General features: G+C 73.1%; 20 protein-coding genes. 9 read left to right on the top strand and 11 right to left on the bottom strand.

The genetic code is table 11. The features are described from left to right. The coding region (locus ABZ172_RS24635; protein ID WP_356886491.1) for a hypothetical protein at positions 1-340 on the top strand (340 nt) is incomplete at its 5' end. Between the two features lie 137 nt (positions 341-477). Here ABZ172_RS24635 and ABZ172_RS24630 read toward each other — a convergent pair. The 4 genes from ABZ172_RS24630 to ABZ172_RS24615 form a co-directional block, all read right to left on the bottom strand. Next, complete coding sequence (locus tag ABZ172_RS24630) at positions 478-3,456, bottom strand: BTAD domain-containing putative transcriptional regulator (RefSeq protein ID WP_356886489.1); 2,979 nt, start codon at positions 3,454-3,456, stop codon at positions 478-480. Between the two features lie 705 nt (positions 3,457-4,161). Beyond that, positions 4,162-5,160: a type I glyceraldehyde-3-phosphate dehydrogenase gene (gene gap, locus ABZ172_RS24625; protein ID WP_356886487.1), complete on the bottom strand. Its 999-nt coding sequence runs from the start codon at positions 5,158-5,160 to the stop codon at positions 4,162-4,164. A 106-nt stretch (positions 5,161-5,266) separates the two neighbouring features. Further along, positions 5,267-6,223, bottom strand: coding sequence for a helix-turn-helix domain-containing protein (locus tag ABZ172_RS24620; RefSeq protein WP_356886485.1), 957 nt, complete (start codon positions 6,221-6,223; stop codon positions 5,267-5,269). A gap of 174 nt (positions 6,224-6,397) precedes the next feature. Then, complete coding sequence (locus ABZ172_RS24615) at positions 6,398-6,982, bottom strand: TetR/AcrR family transcriptional regulator (protein ID WP_356886483.1); 585 nt, start codon at positions 6,980-6,982, stop codon at positions 6,398-6,400. A gap of 699 nt (positions 6,983-7,681) precedes the next feature. Here ABZ172_RS24615 and ABZ172_RS24610 point away from each other — a divergent pair. Together ABZ172_RS24610 and ABZ172_RS24605 are read left to right on the top strand one after the other, a co-directional pair. Then, positions 7,682-8,236, top strand: a complete 555-nt coding sequence (locus tag ABZ172_RS24610) for a hypothetical protein (protein ID WP_356886481.1) — start codon at positions 7,682-7,684, stop codon at positions 8,234-8,236. 355 nt (positions 8,237-8,591) lie between these two features. Next, a complete protein-coding gene (locus ABZ172_RS24605) occupies positions 8,592-9,071 on the top strand; it encodes a hypothetical protein (protein ID WP_356886479.1) in 480 nt (159 codons plus the stop codon). A 58-nt stretch (positions 9,072-9,129) separates the two neighbouring features. On the opposite strand, the gene ABZ172_RS24600 is transcribed toward ABZ172_RS24605, so the two are convergent. After that, on the bottom strand, positions 9,130-9,390 hold the full coding sequence (locus ABZ172_RS24600) for a hypothetical protein (protein ID WP_356886477.1): 261 nt from the start codon (positions 9,388-9,390) through the stop codon (positions 9,130-9,132). Positions 9,391-9,509: 119 nt separating this feature from the next. Next, positions 9,510-10,073, bottom strand: a complete 564-nt coding sequence (locus ABZ172_RS24595; protein WP_356886475.1) for a dihydrofolate reductase family protein — start codon at positions 10,071-10,073, stop codon at positions 9,510-9,512. Between the two features lie 198 nt (positions 10,074-10,271). On the opposite strand from ABZ172_RS24595, the gene ABZ172_RS24590 reads away from it, so the two are divergent. Both ABZ172_RS24590 and ABZ172_RS24585 read left to right on the top strand, forming a co-directional pair. Beyond that, positions 10,272-10,799, top strand: a complete 528-nt coding sequence (locus ABZ172_RS24590) for a GNAT family protein (protein WP_356886473.1) — start codon at positions 10,272-10,274, stop codon at positions 10,797-10,799. A 411-nt stretch (positions 10,800-11,210) separates the two neighbouring features. Beyond that, positions 11,211-11,690 carry a DUF6003 family protein gene (locus ABZ172_RS24585; RefSeq protein ID WP_356886471.1) on the top strand — a complete coding sequence of 160 codons (480 nt, stop codon included), beginning with the start codon at positions 11,211-11,213 and terminating at the stop codon, positions 11,688-11,690. An 89-nt stretch (positions 11,691-11,779) separates the two neighbouring features. On the opposite strand, the gene ABZ172_RS24580 is transcribed toward ABZ172_RS24585, so the two are convergent. From ABZ172_RS24580 to ABZ172_RS24570, 3 genes are all read right to left on the bottom strand, one after another. Further along, positions 11,780-13,345 (bottom strand): DUF6056 family protein, encoded by a 1,566-nt coding sequence (locus tag ABZ172_RS24580; RefSeq protein WP_356886469.1) that lies wholly within the window; start codon positions 13,343-13,345, stop codon positions 11,780-11,782. After that, positions 13,302-14,729, bottom strand: coding sequence for a glycosyltransferase (locus ABZ172_RS24575; RefSeq protein ID WP_356886467.1), 1,428 nt, complete (start codon positions 14,727-14,729; stop codon positions 13,302-13,304). Before ABZ172_RS24575 ends, ABZ172_RS24580 begins: the two co-directional genes overlap by 44 nt. Positions 14,730-15,338: 609 nt before the next feature. Continuing rightward, on the bottom strand, positions 15,339-16,031 hold the full coding sequence (locus ABZ172_RS24570) for a ScbR family autoregulator-binding transcription factor (RefSeq protein ID WP_356886465.1): 693 nt from the start codon (positions 16,029-16,031) through the stop codon (positions 15,339-15,341). Positions 16,032-16,476: 445 nt separating this feature from the next. Between ABZ172_RS24570 and ABZ172_RS24565 the strand changes: the two genes are divergently transcribed. Further along, positions 16,477-17,196: an HAD family phosphatase gene (locus ABZ172_RS24565; protein WP_356886463.1), complete on the top strand. Its 720-nt coding sequence runs from the start codon at positions 16,477-16,479 to the stop codon at positions 17,194-17,196. A gap of 121 nt (positions 17,197-17,317) precedes the next feature. Here ABZ172_RS24565 and ABZ172_RS24560 read toward each other — a convergent pair whose 3' ends face one another. Together ABZ172_RS24560 and ABZ172_RS24555 are read right to left on the bottom strand one after the other, a co-directional pair. After that, positions 17,318-18,745, bottom strand: a complete 1,428-nt coding sequence (locus ABZ172_RS24560; RefSeq protein WP_356886461.1) for an ATP-binding protein — start codon at positions 18,743-18,745, stop codon at positions 17,318-17,320. Further along, on the bottom strand, positions 18,742-19,476 hold the full coding sequence (locus ABZ172_RS24555; protein WP_356886459.1) for a response regulator transcription factor: 735 nt from the start codon (positions 19,474-19,476) through the stop codon (positions 18,742-18,744). Before ABZ172_RS24555 ends, ABZ172_RS24560 begins: the two co-directional genes overlap by 4 nt. A 172-nt stretch (positions 19,477-19,648) precedes the next feature. On the opposite strand from ABZ172_RS24555, the gene ABZ172_RS24550 reads away from it, so the two are divergent. From ABZ172_RS24550 to ABZ172_RS24540, 3 genes are read left to right on the top strand one after another with little or no spacing between them, the layout of a single operon-like run. Next, positions 19,649-21,010: a ferredoxin reductase family protein gene (locus ABZ172_RS24550; RefSeq protein ID WP_356886457.1), complete on the top strand. Its 1,362-nt coding sequence runs from the start codon at positions 19,649-19,651 to the stop codon at positions 21,008-21,010. 11 nt (positions 21,011-21,021) lie between these two features. Next, a complete protein-coding gene (locus ABZ172_RS24545) occupies positions 21,022-21,456 on the top strand; it encodes an FMN-binding protein (protein WP_356886455.1) in 435 nt (144 codons plus the stop codon). Then, complete coding sequence (locus tag ABZ172_RS24540) at positions 21,449-22,216, top strand: FAD:protein FMN transferase (protein WP_356886453.1); 768 nt, start codon at positions 21,449-21,451, stop codon at positions 22,214-22,216. Before ABZ172_RS24545 ends, ABZ172_RS24540 begins: the two co-directional genes overlap by 8 nt. Positions 22,217-22,365: the final 149 nt, after the last annotated feature.

Raw genomic sequence — 22,365 nt, 5'->3', positions numbered from 1 at the left:
GGACGACGGTGAGGGCCCGAACGTGGCCCTGGTGTCGGACGGTGAGGGTCCGAACATCGTTCCCGTCTCCGACGGCGAGGGCCCCAACCGTGCGGGTCTGCTGGACGACGGTGAGGGCCCGAACGTGGCCCTGGTGTCGGACGGTGAGGGTCCGAACATCGTTCCCGTCTCCGACGGTGAGGGTCCCAACCGTGCGGCGCTTCTGGACGACGGTGAGGGCCCGAACCGTGCGGGCCTGCTGGACGACGGTGAGGGTCCCAACGTCGTCCTCGCGTCCGACGGCGAGGGCCCGAACGTGGCCCCGGTGTCCGACGGCGAAGGCCCCAACCTCGCCGCCTGAAGCCTGAAACGGCCTGGTGCTCAGCTGCGGCAAAGGCCGGTGTCCCGCCCCGTACAGGGGAGCGGGACACCGGCCTTTTGTCATGCGGGCGACGGGAACGGGAACCGGGCCTGCGGCGACCGCACCGCCCGGGACCCTCAGGTGATCGGGGCCTCGGGTATCCCCATCGCCTCGAACGCCTTCTCCGCCCTTGCCCGGTGGACCTCCGCCGTACCGTGGTCGCCGAGACGCTCCATGGCGTGAGCCATACCGGCCAGCGCATGCGCCTCCTCGACCCGGTAGCCGATGCCGGAGGCGGCTTCGAGGGCCTGCCGGTGCAGGTCGAGGGCGAGCGTGTGCCGGCCGTTGCGGGAGTGCAGCCGGCCGATGATGTTGCCGACGGCGGCCTCACGCATCGGTGCGCCGCTCAGATCCCCCAACTGGAGCGCCGACTCCGCCCACTCGGTCGCCATCGCGCTCTCGCCGTTCCGGTCGGCGGCCTCGGCGGACAGGGCGAGCAGCATGGACATGTCGGCGGGCGACATGACGTCCAGGGCGAGCTTGCGGGCACGGCGCAGCAGATCGACGGCGACCTCGACCTCACCCAGACCGAGCCGCGCGACCACCAGCTCCGTGAGCCCCTCGACCTCCTTGTCGATGGAGCCGATGCTGCGGGAGAGCACCACCGCGCGGGTGGCGACCTCCACCGCCTCCGGGAAGCGCCTCCACTCGGAGTACAGGTTGCTCAGGTTGGTCAGGGACTCGGCCTCTGCCCGCTCCGCCCCGAGCTCCCGCTTGAGCTCGATGGACTGCTCCAGCCGGGGGAGCGCCTCGCGGTACCGTCCCAGCGCGCTGAGCAGGAGGCCCAGGACGCCGGTGTCCTTGGCCTCGCCGCGTCGGTCGGCGAGTCCGACGGCCAGCCCGAACGCCTCCTCGGCCATCTCGATACCCTCCTCGAAGCGGCCGAGCTTCCAGCAGGCCACGGAGAGGTTGGACAGGCTCAGCCGCAGCAGGGCCTGGTCGCCCAGCCGGCGGGACGCGATGATCGCGGTGCGGCTCAGCTCCCGGAACTCCTCCAGGCGTCCGCGCAGGTCCAGCGGGAAGACAACGTTGGCGGCCAGCAGCCCCACATGGCTGTCCAGCTCCCAGCGGTACGCCAGCGACACGGCGGCCAGCAGCGAGTCCTGCTCCCGCTCCAGCCACTCCCGGGCCTGGTCAGGGGTGTGGAACGGGGGGAGTTCGGCCGTCGAGCGCAGCTCGGGGCGACGTATCCGGGCCCGTCCGGGGAAGAGCAGGTCGCAGGCGGCGTCCGTCGCCGCCAGAGCGAAGTCCAGGAGCCGGCGCACGGCGAGGCCGGCCTCCTCGTCCCCCACGCTCCCACCCGCGCCGCCGCCGACGCCGGGGTCGGGAGCGGCCTGGCCGCTGCCGCGCGAGAGGTTCTGGGCGAAGCTGCGGACCAGGTCGTGGAAGGCGTAACGACTGGTCTCGTGCTGCTGCAACAGGTGCATGTCCAGGAGGTACTCCAGCACCCCCTCCGCGTCGCGCGCGCTCGTGCCGAGCAGGGCGCCGGCCGCGTACACGTCGATCTCGGTGCCCGGGTGCTGGCCCAGCATCCTGAACGCCGCCCGGGTCTCGGCCGACAGACCCTCGTAGGAGAGCCGCAGGGTCACTTCGACACTGCGCTCGCCCGAGTTGAGCTCGGCCAGCCGGTAGGCGTCGTCGCGGAGCCTGTCGACGAGGTACCGGACGGTCCAGCGGGGGCGCTTGCGCAGGCGGGCCGCGGCGATGCGCAGGGCCAGGGGGAGATGGCCGCACAGCTCCGTCAACTGGGCGACGGCCTCCGGTTCGGCACGGGTGCGGGAGCGGCCGAGCACGCCCTCGACGAGAGCGACGCTGTCGCGGGGCGGCATGACACCGAGCGAGACGGTGTGCGCGGCGTCGAGGTCCACGAGCAGGGAACGGCTGGTGACCAGGACCAAGGTCTTGGTGGAGGAGCTGAGGAGCGGCCTCACCTGCGACTCGTCCAGGGCGTTGTCCAGCAGCAGGATCATGCGCTGGGCGCTCATGGTGCGCCGCCACAGGGCGATGCGGCCCTCCGCGTCGTCCGGGATGCGGTCGCCCGGCACCCCGAGCGCCCGGAGCAGGGCCTCGGCCGCGGCGCCCGCGGTCAGCGGCTGTCCGCTGGGGGTGAACCCGCGCAGGTCGATGTGGAGCTGGGCGTCGGGGTAGTTGTCGGTGAGCTGGTGGGCGGCGCGCACCGCGAGAGACGTCTTGCCGCTGCCGCCCATGCCGTCGATGGCGATGATCAGCGGGCCGGTGCCGGGTGCCTCCGCCACGAACCCGAGCAGCTCGCGGACCTCCGCCTCACGGCCCGTGAAGTCGCGCAGGTCGTAGGGGAGTGTGGAAGGCTTCCCCTCCGGGGTGAACGGTGCGGGAGCGGACTGCTGCGGAGCGGCGAGCTCGGGACTGTTCCGCAGAATCGCCTGGTGCAGTTCGGTGAGCGAGTCGCCGGGGCCGATGCCGAGTTCGTCGATCAGGAACTCGCGGACCTTCGCGAACTCCTCCAGCGCCTCGGCCTGACGGCCGGACCGGAAGAGAGCGAGCATCAACTGGCCGCGCAGAGTTTCACGCAGCGGGTGCGCATCGATGAACTCCCTTAATTCACCGACCAGTTCGCCATTCTCACCCGAGCCGAGCCGTAAATCGAAGAGCTGCTCGACGGCCGTCAGGCGCCGTTCCTCCAGGGCCGCGGACGCGGCGGCGAGCACCGAACCGCCGCTGCCCGACAGCAGCGGGCCCCGCCACAGATCCAGCGCCTCGCGCAGCGCCGTGGCGGCGAACGCGCTCTGTCCGGCGGCCGTGGCTTCCCTGGCCTGTTTCAGCCCCTCGGAGAACCGGCTGAGGTCCACCTGGTCGGGTGTGGTGAGCGCCCGGTAGCCCGGTCCCTCGGTGACGATCAGATTGCGCCCGTCCGGAATGCGCTGCCGTAACTCCGCCACCGCCTTGCGTACCTGATGGGCCGCGGTGGCGGGTGCGTTCTCGTCCCAGACGGCTTCGACCAGACGGAAGACCGGCAGCACGCGCTGGGGTTCCAACAGGAGGGTGACCAGGACCTTCTCGTGGACGGGGCCACCCACGCGCACGCGTTCCGTACCGTCCCAGCATTCGAACGAGCCCAGAATCCGGAACCGTACTCTGTGTTCCCCTGCTTCCCCTGTGTCCTCACCCATGAAATGTTCCCTCCAGCGGGCCCCGGAGCGGCCCCTGCTGCCACCCCACGAATGCCGACGCTCCCAGTCCAGCCGGTCCGAATGCTTCATCACATCAGGGTGTCCAGGTGGGCGGCAAGACGGCCCTCGGCCCCGTGGCCTCAAGCAGACGCTTTTCGCACAAAAATGATTTGCCGTCAGCATTCGCCGCCGTCCGCCGGGGGATGCGCCCGGATGCTCGATTCCGGGGCCCGATGACTGTGACCCCCGAACTATTTCACGGCATATTCGGCTGCTCCCCGTGGGTGTCGGCCTCCGAACGGGCGAGTGGCCCCCGGGACCGCCGCCGACCGCGGCGTCCCGGCCGGACCTCGACCCGTGGCCGTACCGGGTGTTGCGGTCCCGTTTCCCGCCGGTCTCGGTCGTGCGGCGGGGCACGGCGGACGGGCCGCCGGGCCGGACGCTCCTCCGGCCGGTCCGGCCGTCGCGCGGCCGTACGCTGCCGGGAAGCCGATGCGCGGTCGCCGCGGGCACGGCAGCGACCCCGCCGCCCCGCGCGCGAGCGGCGGGGCCGGCGGGGTCCGGCAGGAGCGGAGCGGGAGGCGGGCCCGGGGGACCGCCGCCGGTGACCGGTCAGCGGGCGGCGAGGAACTGGAGCGTGTCGATCACGCGGTTCGAGAAGCCCCACTCGTTGTCGTACCAGGCGACCACCTTGATGTGGCGGCCGTCGACGCGGGTGAGCGCCGAGTCGAAGATCGAGGAGGCGGGGTTGCCCGTGATGTCGGACGACACGAGCGCGTCCTCCGAGTACTCGAGGACACCGGCGAGCGGACCTTCCGCCGCGGTCCGGTACGCCGCCAGCACGTCGTCGCGCGTCACGTCTCGGGCGACGGTCGTGTTCAGCTCGACGATCGACCCCACCGGCACCGGGACACGGATCGAGTCGCCCGACAGCTTGCCCTCCAGGTTCGGCAGCACCAGCCCGATCGCCTTGGCGGCGCCGGTCGTGGTCGGCACGATGTTCACACCGGCGGCCCGGGCGCGCCTGGCGTCGCGGTGCGGACCGTCCTGCAGGTTCTGCTCCTGCGTGTAGGCGTGCACCGTGGTCATGAACCCGTGCTCGATACCCGCGAGTTCGTCGAGGATCGCGGCCAGGGGCGCGAGAGCGTTGGTGGTGCAGGAGGCGTTCGAGACGACCGTGTGCACGTCCGGGTCGTAGGCGTCGTTGTTGACCCCGAACGCCAGCGTGACGTCCGCGCCGTCCGACGGCGCGCTGACGAGCACCTTCTTCGCGCCCGCGTCGAGGTGCGCCCGGGCGGCCTTGGCGGAGGTGAAGCGGCCGGTGGCCTCCAGGACGATGTCGACACCGAGTTCGGCCCACGGTAGGTGCGCCGGCTCGCGCTCGGCCAGCACCGTGATCCGGCGGCCGTCGACGACCAGCACGTCCCCGTCCACGCTCACCGGGCGGCCCAGCCTGCCCGAGGTGCTGTCGAAGGCGAGCAGCCGGGCGAGAGCGGTGGGCTCCGTCAGGTCGTTGACGGCGACGACCTCGAGACCGCTCTCACGCTCCAGCAGTGCGCGCAGCACATTGCGTCCGATGCGGCCGAATCCGTTGATGGCTATACGAGTCATGAGTGATGTCCCTTCCCTCCCCACCAGCGTCGCCCGCGGCCGACGACGGTGACAGTGGCGGGATCGCCATGGTTCACAAGGATCCTGCCAGTGGGTGCCGGGGCGGTCACCCGCCCCGCGTGAAGGTCCGCCGGTACTCGCCGGGGCTGGTCCCCAGGATGCGCTGGAAGTGCAGGCGCAGGTTGGCCCCGGTGCCCAGTCCCACGTCGGCGGCGATCTGCTCGACGCTGCGCTGCGAGCGTTCCAGCAGTTCGCGGGCCAGATCGACGCGGGCGCGCATCACCCACTGCATGGGGGTGCAGCCGGTCTCCTCGACGAAGCGCCGCGAGAAGGTGCGGGGCGACACCTCGGACCGTCGCGCCAGCATGTCGAGGGTGAGGGGCTCACCGAGCCGGTGCAGGGCCCACTCCCGGGTGGCGGCGAACCGCTCGCCGAGCGGCTCGGGAACGCTCCGCGGTACGTACTGCGCCTGGCCGCCGCTGCGGTAGGGGGCCGCCACCAGGCGCCGGGCCGCGTGGTTCGACGCGGCCACACCGAGATCACCGCGCAGGATGTGCAGGCACAGGTCGATGCCGGAGGCGGCGCCGGCCGAGGTGAGCACGCTGCCCTCGTCGACGAACAGCACGTTCTCGTCGACCCGGACGAGCGGGTGCCGGGCCACGAGGGCCCGTGTGTAATGCCAGTGCGTCGTGGCCCGCCTGCCGTCGAGCAGCCCCGTGGCGGCGAGTGCGAACGCCCCGGTCGAGATGGCCGCGAGCCGCGCCCCCCGTGCGTGGGCGGCGATCAGCGCGTCGACGACGGCCCGTGGCGGGTCGTCGCGGTCCGGGAAGCGGTAGCCGGGCACGAAGACGATGTCGGCCCACGCGAGGGCGTCGAGGCCGTGGGCGACGTGGTACGCGAGACCGTCGCCGCCGGTCACGGGGCCGGGCGTCGCCCCGCACACCCGCACCTCGTAGGGCATGCTCGCGCGGTTCGTGAAGACCTGCGCGGGAATTCCGACGTCGAGCGGCTTCGCCCCTTCGAGCACGAGGACGGCGACGCGATGCAGGCGGGAGGCGGGCACAGGGAGAGGTTACGCGGAGCCGCGACGGCCGGCCCCGTGACCGGCGGCGGTCTGTGCGGGCCGGACCCGGGCGACCCCCGGCCCGCCCTGCTCTCTTCGGCCGCAACCGGCGGCCCCGCCCCGCCATCCCCGCGGACCTGCGGGTCCTGCCCGGACACGGGTACGGGGGACCGCTCAGGCGCCGCGCACCCGCAGAATCCCCTCGACGCCCAGCAGGAAGGTCTCGGAGATCAGCTTCGGATCGAACAGGCAGCCCGCGGCCATCGCGCCGTCCCTGAGCATGATGAGGTGCCTGCCGCCCTCGGCGGCGGGGGAGTCGCCGACCCGGGCCAGCAGCGCGGTGACGGTGTCCAGGAACCACGCGCGGTGCGCCAGGACCGCCCGGTGGATGGGGTGGGAGGGGTCGGGGTACTCGGCCGCCGCGTTGAGGAAGGCGCAGCCGCGGAACCCGTCGCTCTGGATGCCGGCGGTGACGAACCGGCCGACCGCGCGGACCTCGTCGGCCGCCGACCGCTCGCCCGCCACAGCCGCTTCGAGCCCCGCCCGGATTCCCCGGTCGGCCTGCTCCAGGTAGGCGAGGACGAGCTCCTCCTTGCCCGCGAAGTGCCGGTACAGCGTGGCCCGGGTGACCTGGGCCTCCCCGATGATCCGGTCGACGCCGACGGCGTGGATCCCCTCTGCGTAGAAGATCCTGGTCGCCGTGTCGAGCAGCCGTGCCCGCGCCGCCGATGTGCTGCCGCCTCCTGTGCCCTCTGTCATGCGCCCAGATTACCTCAGCCGCGAGGGAGAACGTTCGGTCTTGACATCCTCGCCGGCCATCCTCTTGACTCAGCGATGAGACCGAACGTTCTCCCTCGGGATTGGCGATGACTCCATGGCTCTCCGCCGCATCTCTCTCCGCACGGGCACCGGCACGGCCCGCGCCGCAGGACCGCCGACCGCCCCTCCGGCGGTCGGCGGACCGGCAGCCCCGGACCGCCGTGCCCGCCTGGTGCCCGCCGTGACGCCCGTATCCGTGGCCGTGGCCCGGTACGGCGCCCGCGCCGGTCACTCCGCCGGGAGGCGCGGCGGCTCCTGCGCACCGGACGGTCCGCGCCGGCCGCCGACGCCGGTCTCCGGGCCGATGTCCTCGCGGGCACGTCCTGGACCCGCTGCGGTGCCGGCACCGACGGCACCGGCACCGGCACTGCTCACGGTCCGGGAGGACGCCCCGTCCCCGTACCACCGCACGGCCCTGTGGGCCGCTGAACGCACCTCCGCGTGAGGAGCGGCGCAGCTGACGCCGTGCGCCGCCCCACCGGCGACGACCCGACGGCCCCCGGGCCGGGAGGTCCGGCGCCGCCGCCCCTCGACCACCCGAAGCCGGGACACCGGCACCCGCCCTCCCGATAGAGCGAACGGACCCCACCGATGACCCCGCCGACCGACACCAGCACACTCCATCTGAGAGGAACTTCCGTGGACACCCTCGTCGGAACCACCCCCGCCCCCGCCGCCCTGCGCAAGCTGTACTTCCTGCGCTTCGCTTTCGCCGCGGTGTGGGCCGCCCTGCTGTTCTCGATGGCCGGCACCCTGGGCGCGGTCACCGCGACGCTGCTGGTGATCTATCCGCTGTTCGACACGGCGTGCGCGGTCATCGACATCAGGTCCGCCCGGACCGGCGGCCGATCCGTGCGCGGCCTGTACGTGAACGTCGCGCTCAGCACCCTCACCGCCGTCGGTCTGGCCGTCGCCGCCACCTCCGGCATTCCCGCCGTCCTGCGGGTCTGGGGTGCCTGGGCCGTCACCGCGGGCATCGTCCAGCTCGTCGTCGGTGCCACCCGGCGCCGGCTCGGCGGCCAGTGGGCGATGATGATCAGCGGTTTCATCTCCGTCTTCGCCGGCGCCTCGTTCGCCGCCCAGGCCGGCAAGGGCGAGGCCTCGCTGAGCAGCCTGGCCGGCTACGCCTTCCTGGGAGGCGTCTTCTTCCTGGTGTCCGCACTCCGCCTGGGGCGCACCCGCACGGAGGCGTGACCCCGGCTCCCGCGGACCGCCCGGCGGCCGGCGGACCGTCACGGTCCCGGCTCCCGGTGAGACGCTCCCGTCCGCACACGCCGGAAGGCGCGCTCCGGGCGCCGACGGCGGCCGATGGGGACGAGAACCGGACAACGCCGAAGGGCCCCACCGCACGCGGTGGGGCCCTTTCCGTGGAGCCGGACGCGCCACGGTCCGACCGGATAACAGCAGGTCAGGCCGGTGATGCGCCGTCCCGATGGATGGCGAACGGCTGACCGAGGACCCGGTCCCCGACGGCGGCTGCCGCCCTCGCCGGAGACGCGCCCGGCCGGATCGGGTGGGTGAAAGGCCGCAGTCCGGGCACACGAGGTCCATGTCCGGAGACCACGCACGCCACCCAGGTGTCCCCGTCCGCAGTGCTCCCGCACCCCGGAAAACCCCGGTTGCGGGACGGCACAGGCGCCGCGCGGGGCTCGCCAGACGACTGCGCCTGAGGATCCTCGCCTACCGCGACATCGAGTTCCTCTCCGCCCACGTCCCCGAGGACGCCGGACCAGGAGAGGAGTGCCTGCTCCTGGTCCACGTCCGCAAGGTCGTCGGACAGATCCACTACCGCATCTGCACCGCCTGCGGCGAGGGTGTGATCAGGGACGTCGACATCGACGCCCGTCTGCACTCGGCGGGGATCGGGACGCGGGCGCTGTCGCACCTCCGCTCGCGGCACCCCGGCATCACCTGGCGCAGCACCGTGACCTTGCGCGCCACACGCGACCTGCTGCGCCGCATGCGGGTCCTCGCCGCGTCCGCCGAGACCAGGTGCGCCCACATCCCCGCGCTCGAGACGGCGGTCTGACGCGCCGTCCGTGTCCGCGGGTGGCAGGCCGCCGCCGCGACGACCGGGCGTCCCGTGGTCAGTCGTGGACGGATCGGTCGCGCGCGACCATGGGCTCCACCTGTGTCTCCACGAGGTCCGTCGCCGTCGCCGCGTGCTCCGCGAGGCCGGTCCGCTGCGCCACCTCATGGGCGGCTGTGCCGGTCCGTTCCCCGGCGGTGGCCGCGGTGAGTGCCGTGCCGGTCAGCACCGGAGCGATGCTGTCGGCCTGGGCAGCGGGGGCAGCGGCCAGCAGGAGCGATCCGGCTGCCGTTGCGGTGAGGGTTCGCCATACATTCATGATCGGTACAACGCGCTCCGCTCCTCCAGGGCACGGCGACGGGCGAATCTCCGGAAAGCGGTGCGGCGTGCGCGCCCGGACCACACGCCGTCACCGCCGGTGGACGGGCGGACCCGGCGTCAGCGCGGCACCCGGTAGCGGAGGTAGACGATCTCCGGGCCGACGGTGCGGGACTCGGCGAGTTCGAGACCGACCCGGCGCCCCTCCCGGGGGAAGAACGGAATGCCGCCGCCGACCAGGACCGGGTGGACCCGGATCCGGTACTCGTCGATCAGCCCCGCCGCGGCGGCCGCGGCGGCGAGCGTCGCGCCGCCGATCCCGATGTCGCCCTCACCCGGCTCCGCCCGCAGCCGGCCGATCTCCTCCGCCACGGTGCCGGACGCCAGGCGGGCACCGCCCCGGACCGCCGACAGCGTGGTCGAGAACACCACCTTGGGGAGGGAGTTCCAGAGGGCGGCGAACTCGCGCGTCGAGAAGTCGAGCGACGGAACCTGGTCCACGGTCTCCCAGTACAGCATCGTCTCGTACAGCCGCCGCCCCAGCAGATGGACGCCGAGGCCCCGCACCTCGTCGGTGGCGAGGCGGAAGACCTCCTCGTCGGGCACCGACCAGTCGAAGCCGCCGTCCGGGTCGACGATGTAGCCGTCGAGAGAGATGCTCATCGAACAGATCACACTGCGCATCAGATGTCCTCCTCGGTAACCGGTTCGACCGTACGACCGCCGGAGCCCGCAGTGCCCCACGACGCGCGGCCCGCGTTCCCGGTGGTTCCGCTCGCCGTGCGGTGCGCCGCATCCGGCGCCGCGCTCCCTGTCACCGGGGACGACGGGGCAGCGCCTAGGCTGTCCGCTCGGCCCATCCACCGCGGCGAGGACCAGCATATGAGCGACAGCACCGGGATCCGCCTGATCGAGCCCGCAGACGCGGCCCCGATCGCCGCCCACCGGGCGCGTGACGTCGAGGCGTTTCGGCCCTGGGAACCGGACCAGCCGGCCGCCCACTTCACCCCCGAGGGCCAGGCCGAGCGGATCGACCGCCTGCTGGCCGGGTACCGGGCCGGATCGGTCTGGCCGGGTGTGGTGCTCGACGGCGACCAGGTGATCGGGCAGGTCACCGTCGGGGGCGTCCTGCGCCAGCCGCATCTGCGCCGCGGCTCCGTCGGCTACTGGATCGCCACCCCCGCCCAGAACCGAGGACACGCGGGACGCGCCGTCGCACGCGTGCTCCGGGTGATGGCGGACGAACTCGGCCTGCACCGTGCCGAGGCGTCCACCCAGCTGGAGAACCTCCCGTCGCAGCGTGTGCTGCGCCGCAACGGGTTCAGCCCGTACGGTGTCGCGCACTCCTCGATCCTGCTCGACGGGGCCTGGCGGGACGCGCTGTTGTGGGAGCGGGTCCTGGGCGACTGACCGCCCCGGCGGCAGCGGGCGGACCCGCGCCCGGGGACCCCTGGGCGGGGTGCGCCACCCCGGACATCCGTACCGACCCGCACGTCCGGGACGACACGTTCGTGTGGAACACCGTCGGACGGATTCCCGCGGCAGCCGCACGGCCCGTCGCACCGCGGTAAGAGCGGTGCGGACCGGTCCCCACCCGGCCGGACGGCGTTGGTCCGCCCGGCGCGCCGGGGGAGGGGAGCTTCCCGAGGGGAGAATGACGGGACGTCGTGCGGCGCCGGGTCCGCCGGTCCGGCCGGTGCGGACACCGTCCGGGCGCGGCGCTCACCCCGTGGAGCGAGCGCCGCTGCGACGGTGCGGGTGCACGTGGCGGATACCATCGGGACACCGCCGCCGCCCCTTCCCGAGAAGGTACTTCGCACGATGGATCACGACGCCCGCCTGTTCCTGCTTCCCGACGACCACCCCCGGGTGGGCGCGGCCCTCGGCGCGGTCGGCGCTCTCGCCTGCGCCGAGACGCCCGCGGTGCACGGCTGGCTGCAGGCCCACGGAGTCCCGGCCGAGTCCGAGCAGGTCAGGATCCTTCCCGCCGACGCCGAAGCGCTCGTTCCCGAGGGCGCCGAGACGCTGCCCGTGCCGCTGAGCGAGGAGGAGGCCCTGCGCGTGCACCGGGAGTGCGCCCCGAAGTCCGTCGCGGACCTGGAGGCCGAACTCCTCGGTTTCCGGGAGACCACCCAGGACTGGCAGGCCCTCGTGCACCGCGCGTTGACCGCGGGGGTCCCGGCGCCGCGCATCGTCCAGCTCACCGGCCTCACCCCGCAGGAGGTCGGCGGCCTGGTCCACGCACCGTCCCCGGCCGCGGACGTCACGCAGGAGGACCACCGCCTCCGTCTCACCCCGTGACGTCCGACGCACGGCTCCACGCCTGAGGGGGCCGGCACGGTCTCCCGTGCCGGCCCCCTCGGGCACGGCCCCGCCGGTGCGCCTCGGGATCAGACCTTCCGGCCGTCGGTCACCCGGTCCACCCGGTAGTAGGAGGCGACGCAGGAAGCGGGCCACGGCCGCGCGCCGAACGGCTCCGTCATCCTGCTGATGACGAGCGGCCGGTACGCCAGCACGGTCGCCCCCGCCGCGGCCTGTTCCCCGAGCAGGCGGTCCTGGCCGTCCCAGGCCGCCGCCCGCTCCCGCATGTCCGACTCCAGGCCCATGAGCGGCCCGGCGAGTCCGGCCGTCACCGCCACACACAGCAGCACGGCTCCCGCCGCCACCGGAGCGGTCCCGCGGCCGGACCGCCGTGCCGCCAGGTTCCCGAGGAGCCCGCCCACGCCGACGAGCAGCAGGAGCAGCGGGAACAGGTAGTCGTTCCAGAGCCGGTTGGAGGTCGCGACCGAGGCGCCGAACGCCGGCAAGGTGATCACCGTGCAGACGTATCCGGAGAGCAGCAGGACCACCGGCACGGACACCAGGAGCAGCGCAGTCCGGCGGCCGGGGCGGGGAACACCGCCGTCCGCGCGGCGGACCAGGACGCCGAGCAGCACGCCGAGGGCGATCACCCCGAGGTACTGCCAGGTCGTGGCCAGGGTGTGGAGGATCTGCCCGTACCCCCGCGCGGAGGCGAGGAGGGAGTCGGGCGTGAACATCGAGTCCGCGTGATGGCGCGTGCGGCGGTTCCGTGACCCGGGAGAGGTCAGGAGCACGGCGGTGCCCAGCAGGATGCCCGCCCCGGCGGAGCAGCACCAGGCCCGTACGAAAGCCGGCCGCTCCGGCCGCAGCATGCTCCGGCCGAGCAGCAGGGCCAGCGCGAGGAGAGCCAGGGCGACGACGGACGTCTCCTCCGACAGGGTGCCCAGGACGGCTCCGAGGACGAACGCCGAGGCGACCGCGCCGGCCCTGCCCCGGCGTGAGGTCGCCAGCAGCACCGGGATCGTGGCGGCTGCCGCCAGGACGGGCGGGAAGGTGTGCGAGACCGAGGAGGCCGGCCAGAAGAAGGTCTTGTAGGTGTTCGTGGACGCGAGGCAGAAGAAGGACAGCACCACGGCAGCCGAGAACAGCGGAACGCCGCGCGGCAGCCGCCACCGGACCGAACGCGACAGCGCCACCGCCCACCCCCACAGGAGGGCGAGCATCACGACGACGCTGATCACCGCGAACCACTGCTGGCCCGCCACACCGAACACGCCGTACGAGGCGACGAGCAGGCCGTTGGCGATCCGGCCGTTGTCCGTGGAGTAGAAGCCGTCCACCAGGGCCCAGAACCCCTCGTCGCGCACGAGGGGCAGGAAGCACCACTCGTCTCCGCTCGGGCGCACCCAGCGCGCGGACCAGGAGGCCGCACCGAGGAGCGCCAGCGGAAGGAGGGGCAGCAGCGCCGCGCCCGCCCGGACCCGGCGCGAGAACGGCCGTGCGGGACCCGGCGCGCCCCCGCCGCCGGGCGGATCCGTGCCGTCGCCGGCCCCGGTCTCCCCGTCGGTCCACCCGGGCGACGCGGGAAGGCCGTGGTCCGCGCGGTCGTCCTCAGCCGGGAACGGGGTCGTTCTGCTTCGAGTCGACGGCGGCATCAGGAACCGTGCCGCGAAGCTCCGTCCGCCGGCGCCCGGAGTCGATGGCCCAGCGGGCGAGAAGGAAGGAGACCGGTGTGACGAGGACTCCGGCGACCAGCGCGGCGACATTCTTGTCCATTTCGAGTCGGCTGACGGCTGCGTACAGGAGCGCCCCGGTGGCCACGAGACTGAACCCGCTGGACAGCGGATACCGGAGGAACCCCCGCCAGGTGGGACGGGTGCGGCAGGTGACGTAGGAGTTGAGCAGGAAGGAGCTCAGGACGCTGACGGCGTATCCGAGGACGTGCGCCGCGAGGTAGGGGATCACCGTGTTCAGGCTGACGTAGATCGCCAGGTAGACGGCGGTGTTGACGAGACCGACCGCCGCGAAGGTCGCGAACTGCCGTCCCGTCGCCGGAGCGCCCGCCCGAGGAGGGACCGAGACCTGGCCCGGGATCCCGGGCCGCGGGGCGGGGCGTTCGTCGGTCTCCCTGACGACGAACGAGGGGCGTCGTTTCACCTCGTGGTAGATCCGGCCGACGTACTCGCCGATGATCCCCAGGGTGATCAGCTGGATCCCGCCGATCCCCACGATGGCCATGAGGAGCGTGGCGTAACCGGGGACGGCGGCGCCGTGGAGCGCCACGTCGAACGCCACCCACCCGGCGAAGAACAGGGCGGCCAGCAGACACCACAGGCCCGCGTGCACGGCCAGCCTCAGGGGACGGTCGTTGAAGGAGAGCAGTCCGTCGATGCCGTAGTTGAGCAGCCGTCGGCTTCCCCACTTCGAACTTCCGGCGAGCCGCGGCGCGTTGCGGTAGGTGAAGGTCGTCGTCGGGAAACCGATCCAGGAGAAGATCCCCTTGGAGAACCGGTTGGCCTCCGGCAGCGACAGCACCGCGTCCACGGCCTGGCGGGACAGCAGCCGGAAGTCCCCGGCGCCGTCGAGCACTTCCACGTCCATGAGCCGGCGCACCAGCGTGTAGTAGCCGCGGGTCAGCACCGTGCGTGCCCGCCCCTCGCCGTCGCGGCTCCGACGGGGGATCACCTGGTCGTAGCCCCGGGCGTGGAGTTCGAGCATCCGCGGGAGGAGCTCGGGAGGGTGCTGGAGATCCGCGTCCATGATGACCACGGCCCGTCCGCGGGACATGCGCAGGCCGGCGAGTATGGCGGCCTCCTTGCCGAAGTTCCGGCTGAGCACCGTGTACCTCACACGCTCGTCCTCGGCACCGAGGCCGACGACGATGTCCCGGGTCCGGTCGCTGCTCCCGTCGTCCACGTAACAGATCTCGTAGTCGAGTCCGGCCGGGCCGAGCACGTCCCCGACGGCCGCGTGGAACCTCGTGAGGACGGCAGCCTCGTTGAAGCACGGTACGACCAGCGACAGCTGGCATGACGTCACATGAGTCTCCTGACCGAACGCGCTCGGGCAGCGCTGTTCACCACCCGGAGATGAGGTGGGCGCCCCTGTCCGTGATCAGGAGGCGAACCCCGGGGCAGTCTGACGCGCAGCGGTCGGCCGACGGTGCCGCGCACCCGTCGACGCCGCCCCGAATGACCCGTTCAGCCCTGCGGGGAGCGCGTGCGCCCGCGGGCGTCGGTCGTGAACCGTGCCGGACCCCTGCGCGCGGCGTCGCCCGGGGCGAGGTCCGGACCTGCCGGGGGACTCCGGCCGTCCCCGCCGTGGCTTCCGTGCTGCCGGGGCGCCCGGAAGCCACGACGGAGGGTGGCGCGTCCTCCCCGGTGCCGTGCGAGGGGGACGCGCCCGCTCACCGTCCCCCTTCGGCGGCCCCGGGTGCGCGGACACGCCCGACACGGAGCCGCGGATCACTGCCCCGGCTCAGACCGCCCCGCGGGCCGACGGGGACGCCCCCGTGCCGTGCCCGGGTGCGCGTGCGATCGGGACGACGGGCCCGGCGGCGGAGAAGCCGCGCGTCCGGAAGGGCTGTCGGCGTCCGGCGTGCCCGGTGGGGACCCGGAGCGAGGCGTGCCTCCTCCGGCCGCACCTCTCTCAGCGTGCCGCGGACGGGAGCGGCGTCCCCTGCTGTCCGGGGATCGGGAGCCGCGCCCGCGCGATCAGCGCGCCGGGTTCCGGCTCCGCCTGGAGCGCCTGCAGGACGAGCATCCACCAGCGCCGCAGCCGGTCGGCCCAGCCCCGCCCGCCGGGGACGTCGTCGGCCAGGGAGCACACCCCGAAGAACGCGCTCACCAGGGTCACGGCCGTACCCGACGGCTGTACGCCGTCGGCGAGTTCCCCCCTGGTCCTGGCTTCCGCGAGAAGCCGGGTCACCGCCGGCACCCACGCGTCGAACGGAGTGGGGACGGCGGCGTCGATGCTGAGGCGTTCCGTCCAGAGCCGCGCACCGGCCCGTGCCACCGTGTCCTCGCTGAGCGCCCGGGCGACGTCGAAGCTCAGCGCGACGAGCTTCTCCAGCGGGGGGACCCCGGGCGTCGCATAGGGGGCGGCGAGCTGGGGCCAGGTCGCGAACTGCTCCCGCACCACGGCCAGTGCCAGCTTCTCCTTGCTGGAGTAATGGAAATAGATCGCCCCACTCGTCCGGCCCGAGTGGTCACTTATGTCATTGACGCTCGTCCCCACATAGCCGCGCTCGAGAAAAAGGTGCGCTGCGGATTCCAGGAGGACTCTGCGGGTCGTACGTGCCCTGTCCTGCACTTGCGTTCTCTTTTCGGTAGAACGTTCCATCACGGTACGCGGGCGAGATGCGCCCTTTTCGAGGAGCAGTCGCGGCGTACGAGGATTTTATTATTCTTCGACCGCGTGCCCGGCCGGTCAGTTTTCGGCAAGGTGGCGCTTCCCGGAGCAGGAACGATTCTGTCGGGCGCCCGGGGAGTCGGATGGCTTGGCCGCTTGATCGCTTCGGCGGTGCAGGTGCACGGGTTTTCGGGAACTGGATTTCGTCGACCGCACACAGTTTCACCGCATTCCGCCCCGGTGGTGCCGCCCCGGCGCCCGCCTCTCACGTGCACTCGAATCGGTGATTGCGGGATATCCCGGTGCCTAATTAACGTAACGGTCACGATGTTTCCGGGATCGACGGACAGCGCCCTGCGTCTGCACGGCGGAAATCGCCTCCGCGCTCTGTGCCCGCGATCCGAACCGGTGACGAATCACTGAGAACGGCAGAGACATGACAGCACACCGCATCCTCGCCTGGTCCCCGTCCGCCATCGTGTTCGACTGCGACGGCACGCTCATGGACACGGAGCGTCATTGGATGGAGGCCCGCAGCATCACCTTCCGCTCGTTCGGCCTCAAGCCGCCCGCGGGGTTCGCCGAACGCGCGAAGGGCGTCCACTACGCCGAGTGCGGCGCCCTCATGGCCGAGGAGACCGGTAAGCCGGATCTCGTCGACGACCTGACGGCCGCACTGCTCGACAACTTCATGGCCCTCGTCCACGAGGAACCGGTGACCATGCCGGGAGCGGCGACGCTGGTCAGGCTGGCCGCCCGGTACCTCCCCCTCGCCGTCGCCAGCAACTGCCCCCGGGAGATGGTGGAGTCCTGCCTCGACCGCGCCGGACTCCTCCCCTTCTTCGGCCATGTCGTGGTCGCGGGGGAGGACGTGCCTCCCAAACCCCGGCCGGAGGTCTACCAGATCGCCGCCCGGCTGTGCGGCGTCCCCCCGCAGGACGCCCTGGCGGTGGAGGACTCGCTCACCGGTGCGGAGTCGGCCCGCCGCGCGGGACTGCGGGTCCTGGGCATCGGCTCGCCCCCGGCCGACCGGAGCGCCGAGCAGGTCGACCTGTGGGTGGAGAGCCTCGCCGTCCCGGAGCTGACGACCTGGGCGCGCGACCGGATCGCCTCGCGGACACCGCTGGCCGACCGGGGGGACGGTCCCGGGGACTGACGCGGGCCGGCCGCCGGGACGGGCACGGGGGCGCCGCCCGCACCGGCGGACGGCCGTGTGCTCTTCCCGGCGGCGGGTGGACGTCCGCGCCGGGGCGGGGGACCCGGCGGCCGGACGGGGGTCAGGCGGGCAGGGTCAGACGGAAGTCGGTGCGTCCGGGCCGGCTGGTGACGGCGACGGTCCCGCCGTGGGCGGTGACGACGGCCCGGACGATGGCGAGGCCCAGTCCGGTGCTGCCGGTGCTGCGGGAGCGCGCGTGGTCGGCGCGTACGAAACGGCCGAAGACCTCGGCCTGCAGCTCCTCGGGGATGCCCGGACCGTTGTCGCGGACGTCCACCCGGACCTCCCCGGGGCCGGAGGCCAGGGTGACCGTCACCTCGGTGCCGGGCGGGGTGTGGGTCCGGGCGTTCGCGAGCAGGTTGCCGATGGCCTGCTGGAGCCGGTGGGCGTCTCCCACCACGGTGACGGGTTCCTCGGGAAGGTCGAGGAACCAGTGGTGCCGCGGGCCCGCCGCCCGTGCGTCGTCGGTGGCGTTCAGGATGAGCAGGGTCAGGTCGACCGGCTCGTGTTCGAGGGGGCGTCCGGCGTCCAGCCGTGCGAGGAGCAGCAGATCGTCGACGAGCCGGGTCATCCGCCGTGATTCCCCGCTGATGCGCTCCAGGGCGTGCCGGACCTCGGCGGGGACGGGGCCGCGCTGCCGCAGGGCCAGCTCGGCGTGACCGCGGATGTTGGCGACCGGAGTGCGCAGTTCGTGACTGGCGTCGGCCGCGAAGTGCCGCAGCCGCTCCTCGCCGGCCTGCCGTCGGACGAGGGCGTCCTCGACATGGCCCAGCATGTGGTTGACGGCCCGGCCCACCTGACTCACCTCGGTGCGCGGATCGGTGTCGGGGAGGGGGCCGGGCATCGCGATCTCGCCGCTGGCGAGCGGCAGGCCGGCGACCTCGGCCGCCCGGGCCGTGACCAGCCGGAGCGGACGCAGCGAGACCCGCACCCACAGCGCCCCCGCGATCCCGGTGGCCACGAGCGCGACCCCGAAGAGCACCGCCTCCACGGCCACGAGGCGGTGCACCGTCTCCTCCACCGGACGCAGGGGCAGCCCGGTGATCAGGACGTCCCCGTCGTCGCCCCGGACGGCCATGACGCGGTACCGGCCCGGCGAGGCGGAGAGGTGGACGCTGTGCGCGCGCTCGTCCACGAGGATGTCCCGGAGCGTCCGGCGGTCCCCGGCCGTGAGCACCAGGGGGCGGGCGGCGGTGTCGTCGACGACGGCCGCCTCGGTGACGACACCGTTCAGCAGGCGGGCACCGAAGGTCTCCTCGGCCTGCCCGCGGGTGTCGGAACGGTTGTCGGCGTCGGGCTCGCTCTCGTGCTCCAGACTCGCCGCGAACCGGCCGCCGGACGCGGCGAGCTGCTCGTCCAGACGGCCGACGAGGAACCCGCGCAGAGCGAGGGCGGTCGTGATGCCGACCGCGAGGCACGCGAGGGCGAGCAGCGTCACCAGACCCGCGGTGAGCTGGCCGCGCAGCGTGCGCGGAGCCGGGCGCCTCACAGGGACTCGGGCTTCAGGACGTATCCGACCCCGCGCACGGTGTGGATCATCGGAGTCCGTCCCGCATCGATCTTCTTCCGCAGATAGCTGATGTAGAGCTCGACGATGTGCGCGCGTCCGCCGAAGTCGTAGGCCCAGACCCGGTCGAGGATCTGCTGCTTGGACAGCACCCGGCGCGGATTGCGCATCAGGTAGCGCAGGAGCTCGAACTCGGTCCTGGAGAGGTCGACCACGGCGCCGCCCCGTCTCACCTCCCTGGCCTCCTCGTCCATCGTGAGGTCCCCGACGGCGAGCTGGTCCGTCCCCGGCTCGGCGGTCATGCCCGCCCTCCGGAGCAGTCCGCGCAGCCGGGCCAGGACCTCCTCCAGGCTGTACGGCTTCGTGACGTAGTCGTCGCCGCCGGCCGTGATGCCCGCGATACGGTCCTCCACGGCGTCGCGCGCGGTCAGGAACAGCACGCACACCTGCGGTGCCTCGCGCCGCAGGGCGTGCAGGACCTGCAGACCGTCCTGGTCGGGCAGCATCCAGTCCAGGACCACCGCGTCGGGCCGGAAGGTGCGGGCGGTGGCCAGCGCGGTCGTCCCGTCGCCCGCGGTGCGGACCTGCCAGCCCTCGCTCGTCAGCACCTCCGCCAGGACGTCGGTCACGTCGGGCTCGTCGTCGACGACGAGGACCCGCACCGGATCTCCGTCGGGCCGGTGCAGAGGGGATGTCGTACGCGCATCGTTCATGGTCCTCCCAGCATCCCCGGTCACGGGACGCGGCGAGCGGAGCCGGGGCTCTGCGTTTCCTCTGAATCACCGCGGGAGCGGCCGGACGGGCCGGTTTCAGAGTGTTCTCAGAGGTCGGGCTGTGAGCATGGGCCGCCCGTCACCGGAATCCTGTCCCGTCCGGAGGAGCCTCATGACCAGCACGTCGACCCTCACCGACGCCGCCCGCGGCATGCGCCACCGGCGCCCGCGGCGCAGCGTGGTGCCCGTACTCGCACCCGCGGTGATCTGGGCCGGCGCCGTCGGTGTGCTGGCCCTCTGGTGGAGCGACACGACCTCGGTGGTCGGCGCGGCCGACTGGATCACCGGCGCGGGACGGATCACCGGGCTCCTGGCCGGATACGGCTGCGCGGTCCTGCTGGCCCTGATGGCGCGCGTACCGCTGCTGGACCACACCGTGGGGACCGACCGGCTCGCCCGCTGGCACGCCTGGGGCGGCCGCTGCACCATCTCGCTCGTCCTCGCGCACACCCTGCTGATCATCTGGGGCTACTCACTGACGTCCCACACGAACGTGGTCGGCCAGACCTCCACGCTCGTGCTGCACTACCCGGACATGCTCAAGGGGACCATCGGCTTCCTCCTGTTCCTGGCCACCGGGATCCTCTCGGCCCGTGCCGCGCGCCGCAGGATGTCCTACGAGACCTGGCACTACCTGCACTTCGCCACCTACCTCGCCGTCTTCCTCGCCTTCGGCCACCAGCTCTCCAACGGAGCCGACTTCGTCGGGAACCGTCCCGCCCAGGTCGCCTGGTACACCCTGTTCATCGGCGTCGCCGCCCTGCTGGCCTGGTACCGGTTCGCCCTGCCCGTCCGGCGCGGGATGCGCCACCGCATGCGGGTGGTCGCGGTCCACCCCGAGGCGCCGGGCGTGGTGTCCGTCCACCTCACCGGTGAACACCTGGACGAGCTGGGCGGGGCGCCGGGCCAGTTCCTCCGCTGGCGCTTCCTGACCCGCGAGCTGTGGTGGACGGCCAACCCCTACTCCCTCTCCGCGCCCGCGCACCCCCGCCACCTGCGCATCACGGTGAAGAGCGCCGGCGGACACAGCGCCGCACTCGCCCGCCTGCGGCCCGGTACCCGGGTGTGGGCCGAAGGGCCCTACGGCGGGTTCACCGCCCACCGCCGCACCGCCCCCAAGGTGCTGCTGCTGGCGGGCGGCGTCGGTATCACCCCGCTGCGGACGCTCTTCGAGACCCTGCCGGGCCAGGTGACCCTCGTCTACCGGGCGCGCCACGCCGACGACCTCGCCCTGCGCGGCGAACTCGACGCGATAGCCGCCCGCAGGCAGGCGACCGTGCACTACGTCGTGGACGGACCGGGCGGCTACTCCTCGCCCCTCACCGCCCGTGGCCTCGGCGACCTGGTGCCGGACCTGGCCGCGCACGACGTCTACCTCTGCGGGCCGCCCGGGATGGCCCGGAGCGCGACCGAGGCCCTGCGGGGCGCCGGCGTCCCGGCACGGCGCATCCACCACGAGTCGTTCGAATTCTGAGGAGAAACGTCATGCGCCGAGCCGCCCTGGCCGGCACCGGGTTCAGTGCCCTGGTCGTCGCCCTGCTCGCCCTCAAACCCCACCAGCTCCCCGCCCCCGACACCCAGGCCGCCCGACCTCCCGCATCCTCCTCCACCTCCACCGGGCCGTCCACCGGCACATCCGCCGGCTCGGGCACGTACACCGGGGATCCCGTCGGCACCCAGTACGGGACCGTGCAGGTCGCCGTCAGCGTCACCCAGGGCAGGATCACCTCCGTCAAGGTGCTCCAGGCGCCCGACCAGAACGGCCGCGACCAGCAGATCTCCTCCAACGCCCTGCCTCAGCTCACCCGGGAGGCCCTGCACGCCCAGAGCGCCCACATCGACGCCGTCTCCGGTGCCAGCTACACGAGCCAGGGATACGTCCAGTCCCTGCAGAGCGCGCTGGACCAGGCCCATGTCTGACCCCGCCCCCGGACTCCGCCACGTCGAACACGTCATGGGCAGCGTCTTCTCGTTCGACGTCCGCGACCGGCCCACCCCCGCCATCCGCCGTGCCCTCGACGAGGCCGTGGACCACCTCCACCGGATCGACGAGGTGTTCTCCACCTACCGCCCCGACAGCTGCATCAGCCGCCTCGGCCGCGGCGAGATCCGGCGCGAGGACTGCCCGCCGGAGGTCCTGGAAGTCCTCTTCCTGTGCGCCCACGCCGCGCGCGTCAGCGACGGCTGGTTCAGCATCGTCCCCGACGGGACCCTCGACCCCTCGGGGCTCGTGAAGGGCTGGGCCGTCGAGGCGGCGTCCCGGCTGCTCCACGAGGCCGGCGCGCACGACACCTGCGTCAACGGCGGCGGGGACATCCAGCTCCGCGGCCGGGCCGCCCCCGCCACCCCCTGGCGCATCGGCGTCGCCCACCCCCTGCGCCCCGGTGAACTGGTCACCGTCGTCACCGCCCACGACGACCTGGCCGTCGCGACGTCCGGGACCGCCGAGCGCGGCGCCCACATCTACGACCCGCACAGCGGCAGCCCCGCCACCGCGTTCGCCTCGCTCACCCTCGTCGGACCGCGTCTGACCCTGACCGACACCTACGCCACCGCCGCGTTCGCGAGGGGGGACGGCGCGCGCGACTGGCTGGAGGGCCTGCACGGCTACGAGGCGCTCGCGGTGACGCCCGACGGCGGGCAGTGGCGCACGACGGGATTCCACCGGTACGGCTCCTGAGGGCCCAGGGACGGCGGACCCGTACCGGAGGAGGCGGCGGCGCGTGCGCGTGCGAACGGCCGCACGCGTTCCCGCCACCGGACGCCGGCTCCCCTCCCCGCGGGACGTCGAGCTCCCGGCCGGAGAGGCCTTTCCGCTCCGCGTGCGGC

This window comes from Streptomyces sp. NPDC006296 (assembly GCF_040613235.1).
In the GTDB taxonomy this organism is placed as follows: domain Bacteria; phylum Actinomycetota; class Actinomycetes; order Streptomycetales; family Streptomycetaceae; genus Streptomyces.
The sequence above is the reverse complement of the archived record's forward strand: the minus strand, read 5'-3'. Positions and strand labels throughout refer to the sequence as shown.

Excerpts from the sequence above, each read along its gene's own strand:
- gap (WP_356886487.1), bottom strand. The coding sequence starts at position 5,160 with ATGACTCGTATAGCCATCAACGGATTCGGCCGCATCGGACGCAATGTG.
- ABZ172_RS24615 (WP_356886483.1), bottom strand. The coding sequence starts at position 6,982 with ATGACAGAGGGCACAGGAGGCGGCAGCACATCGGCGGCGCGGGCACGG.
- ABZ172_RS24605 (WP_356886479.1), top strand. The coding sequence starts at position 8,592 with ATGTCCGGAGACCACGCACGCCACCCAGGTGTCCCCGTCCGCAGTGCT.
- ABZ172_RS24600 (WP_356886477.1), bottom strand. The coding sequence starts at position 9,390 with ATGAATGTATGGCGAACCCTCACCGCAACGGCAGCCGGATCGCTCCTG.
- ABZ172_RS24595 (WP_356886475.1), bottom strand. The coding sequence starts at position 10,073 with ATGCGCAGTGTGATCTGTTCGATGAGCATCTCTCTCGACGGCTACATC.
- ABZ172_RS24590 (WP_356886473.1), top strand. The coding sequence starts at position 10,272 with ATGAGCGACAGCACCGGGATCCGCCTGATCGAGCCCGCAGACGCGGCC.
- ABZ172_RS24585 (WP_356886471.1), top strand. The coding sequence starts at position 11,211 with ATGGATCACGACGCCCGCCTGTTCCTGCTTCCCGACGACCACCCCCGG.
- ABZ172_RS24580 (WP_356886469.1), bottom strand. The coding sequence starts at position 13,345 with ATGCCGCCGTCGACTCGAAGCAGAACGACCCCGTTCCCGGCTGAGGAC.
- ABZ172_RS24570 (WP_356886465.1), bottom strand. The coding sequence starts at position 16,031 with ATGGAACGTTCTACCGAAAAGAGAACGCAAGTGCAGGACAGGGCACGT.
- ABZ172_RS24565 (WP_356886463.1), top strand. The coding sequence starts at position 16,477 with ATGACAGCACACCGCATCCTCGCCTGGTCCCCGTCCGCCATCGTGTTC.
- ABZ172_RS24555 (WP_356886459.1), bottom strand. The coding sequence starts at position 19,476 with ATGAACGATGCGCGTACGACATCCCCTCTGCACCGGCCCGACGGAGAT.
- ABZ172_RS24550 (WP_356886457.1), top strand. The coding sequence starts at position 19,649 with ATGACCAGCACGTCGACCCTCACCGACGCCGCCCGCGGCATGCGCCAC.
- ABZ172_RS24545 (WP_356886455.1), top strand. The coding sequence starts at position 21,022 with ATGCGCCGAGCCGCCCTGGCCGGCACCGGGTTCAGTGCCCTGGTCGTC.
- ABZ172_RS24540 (WP_356886453.1), top strand. The coding sequence starts at position 21,449 with ATGTCTGACCCCGCCCCCGGACTCCGCCACGTCGAACACGTCATGGGC.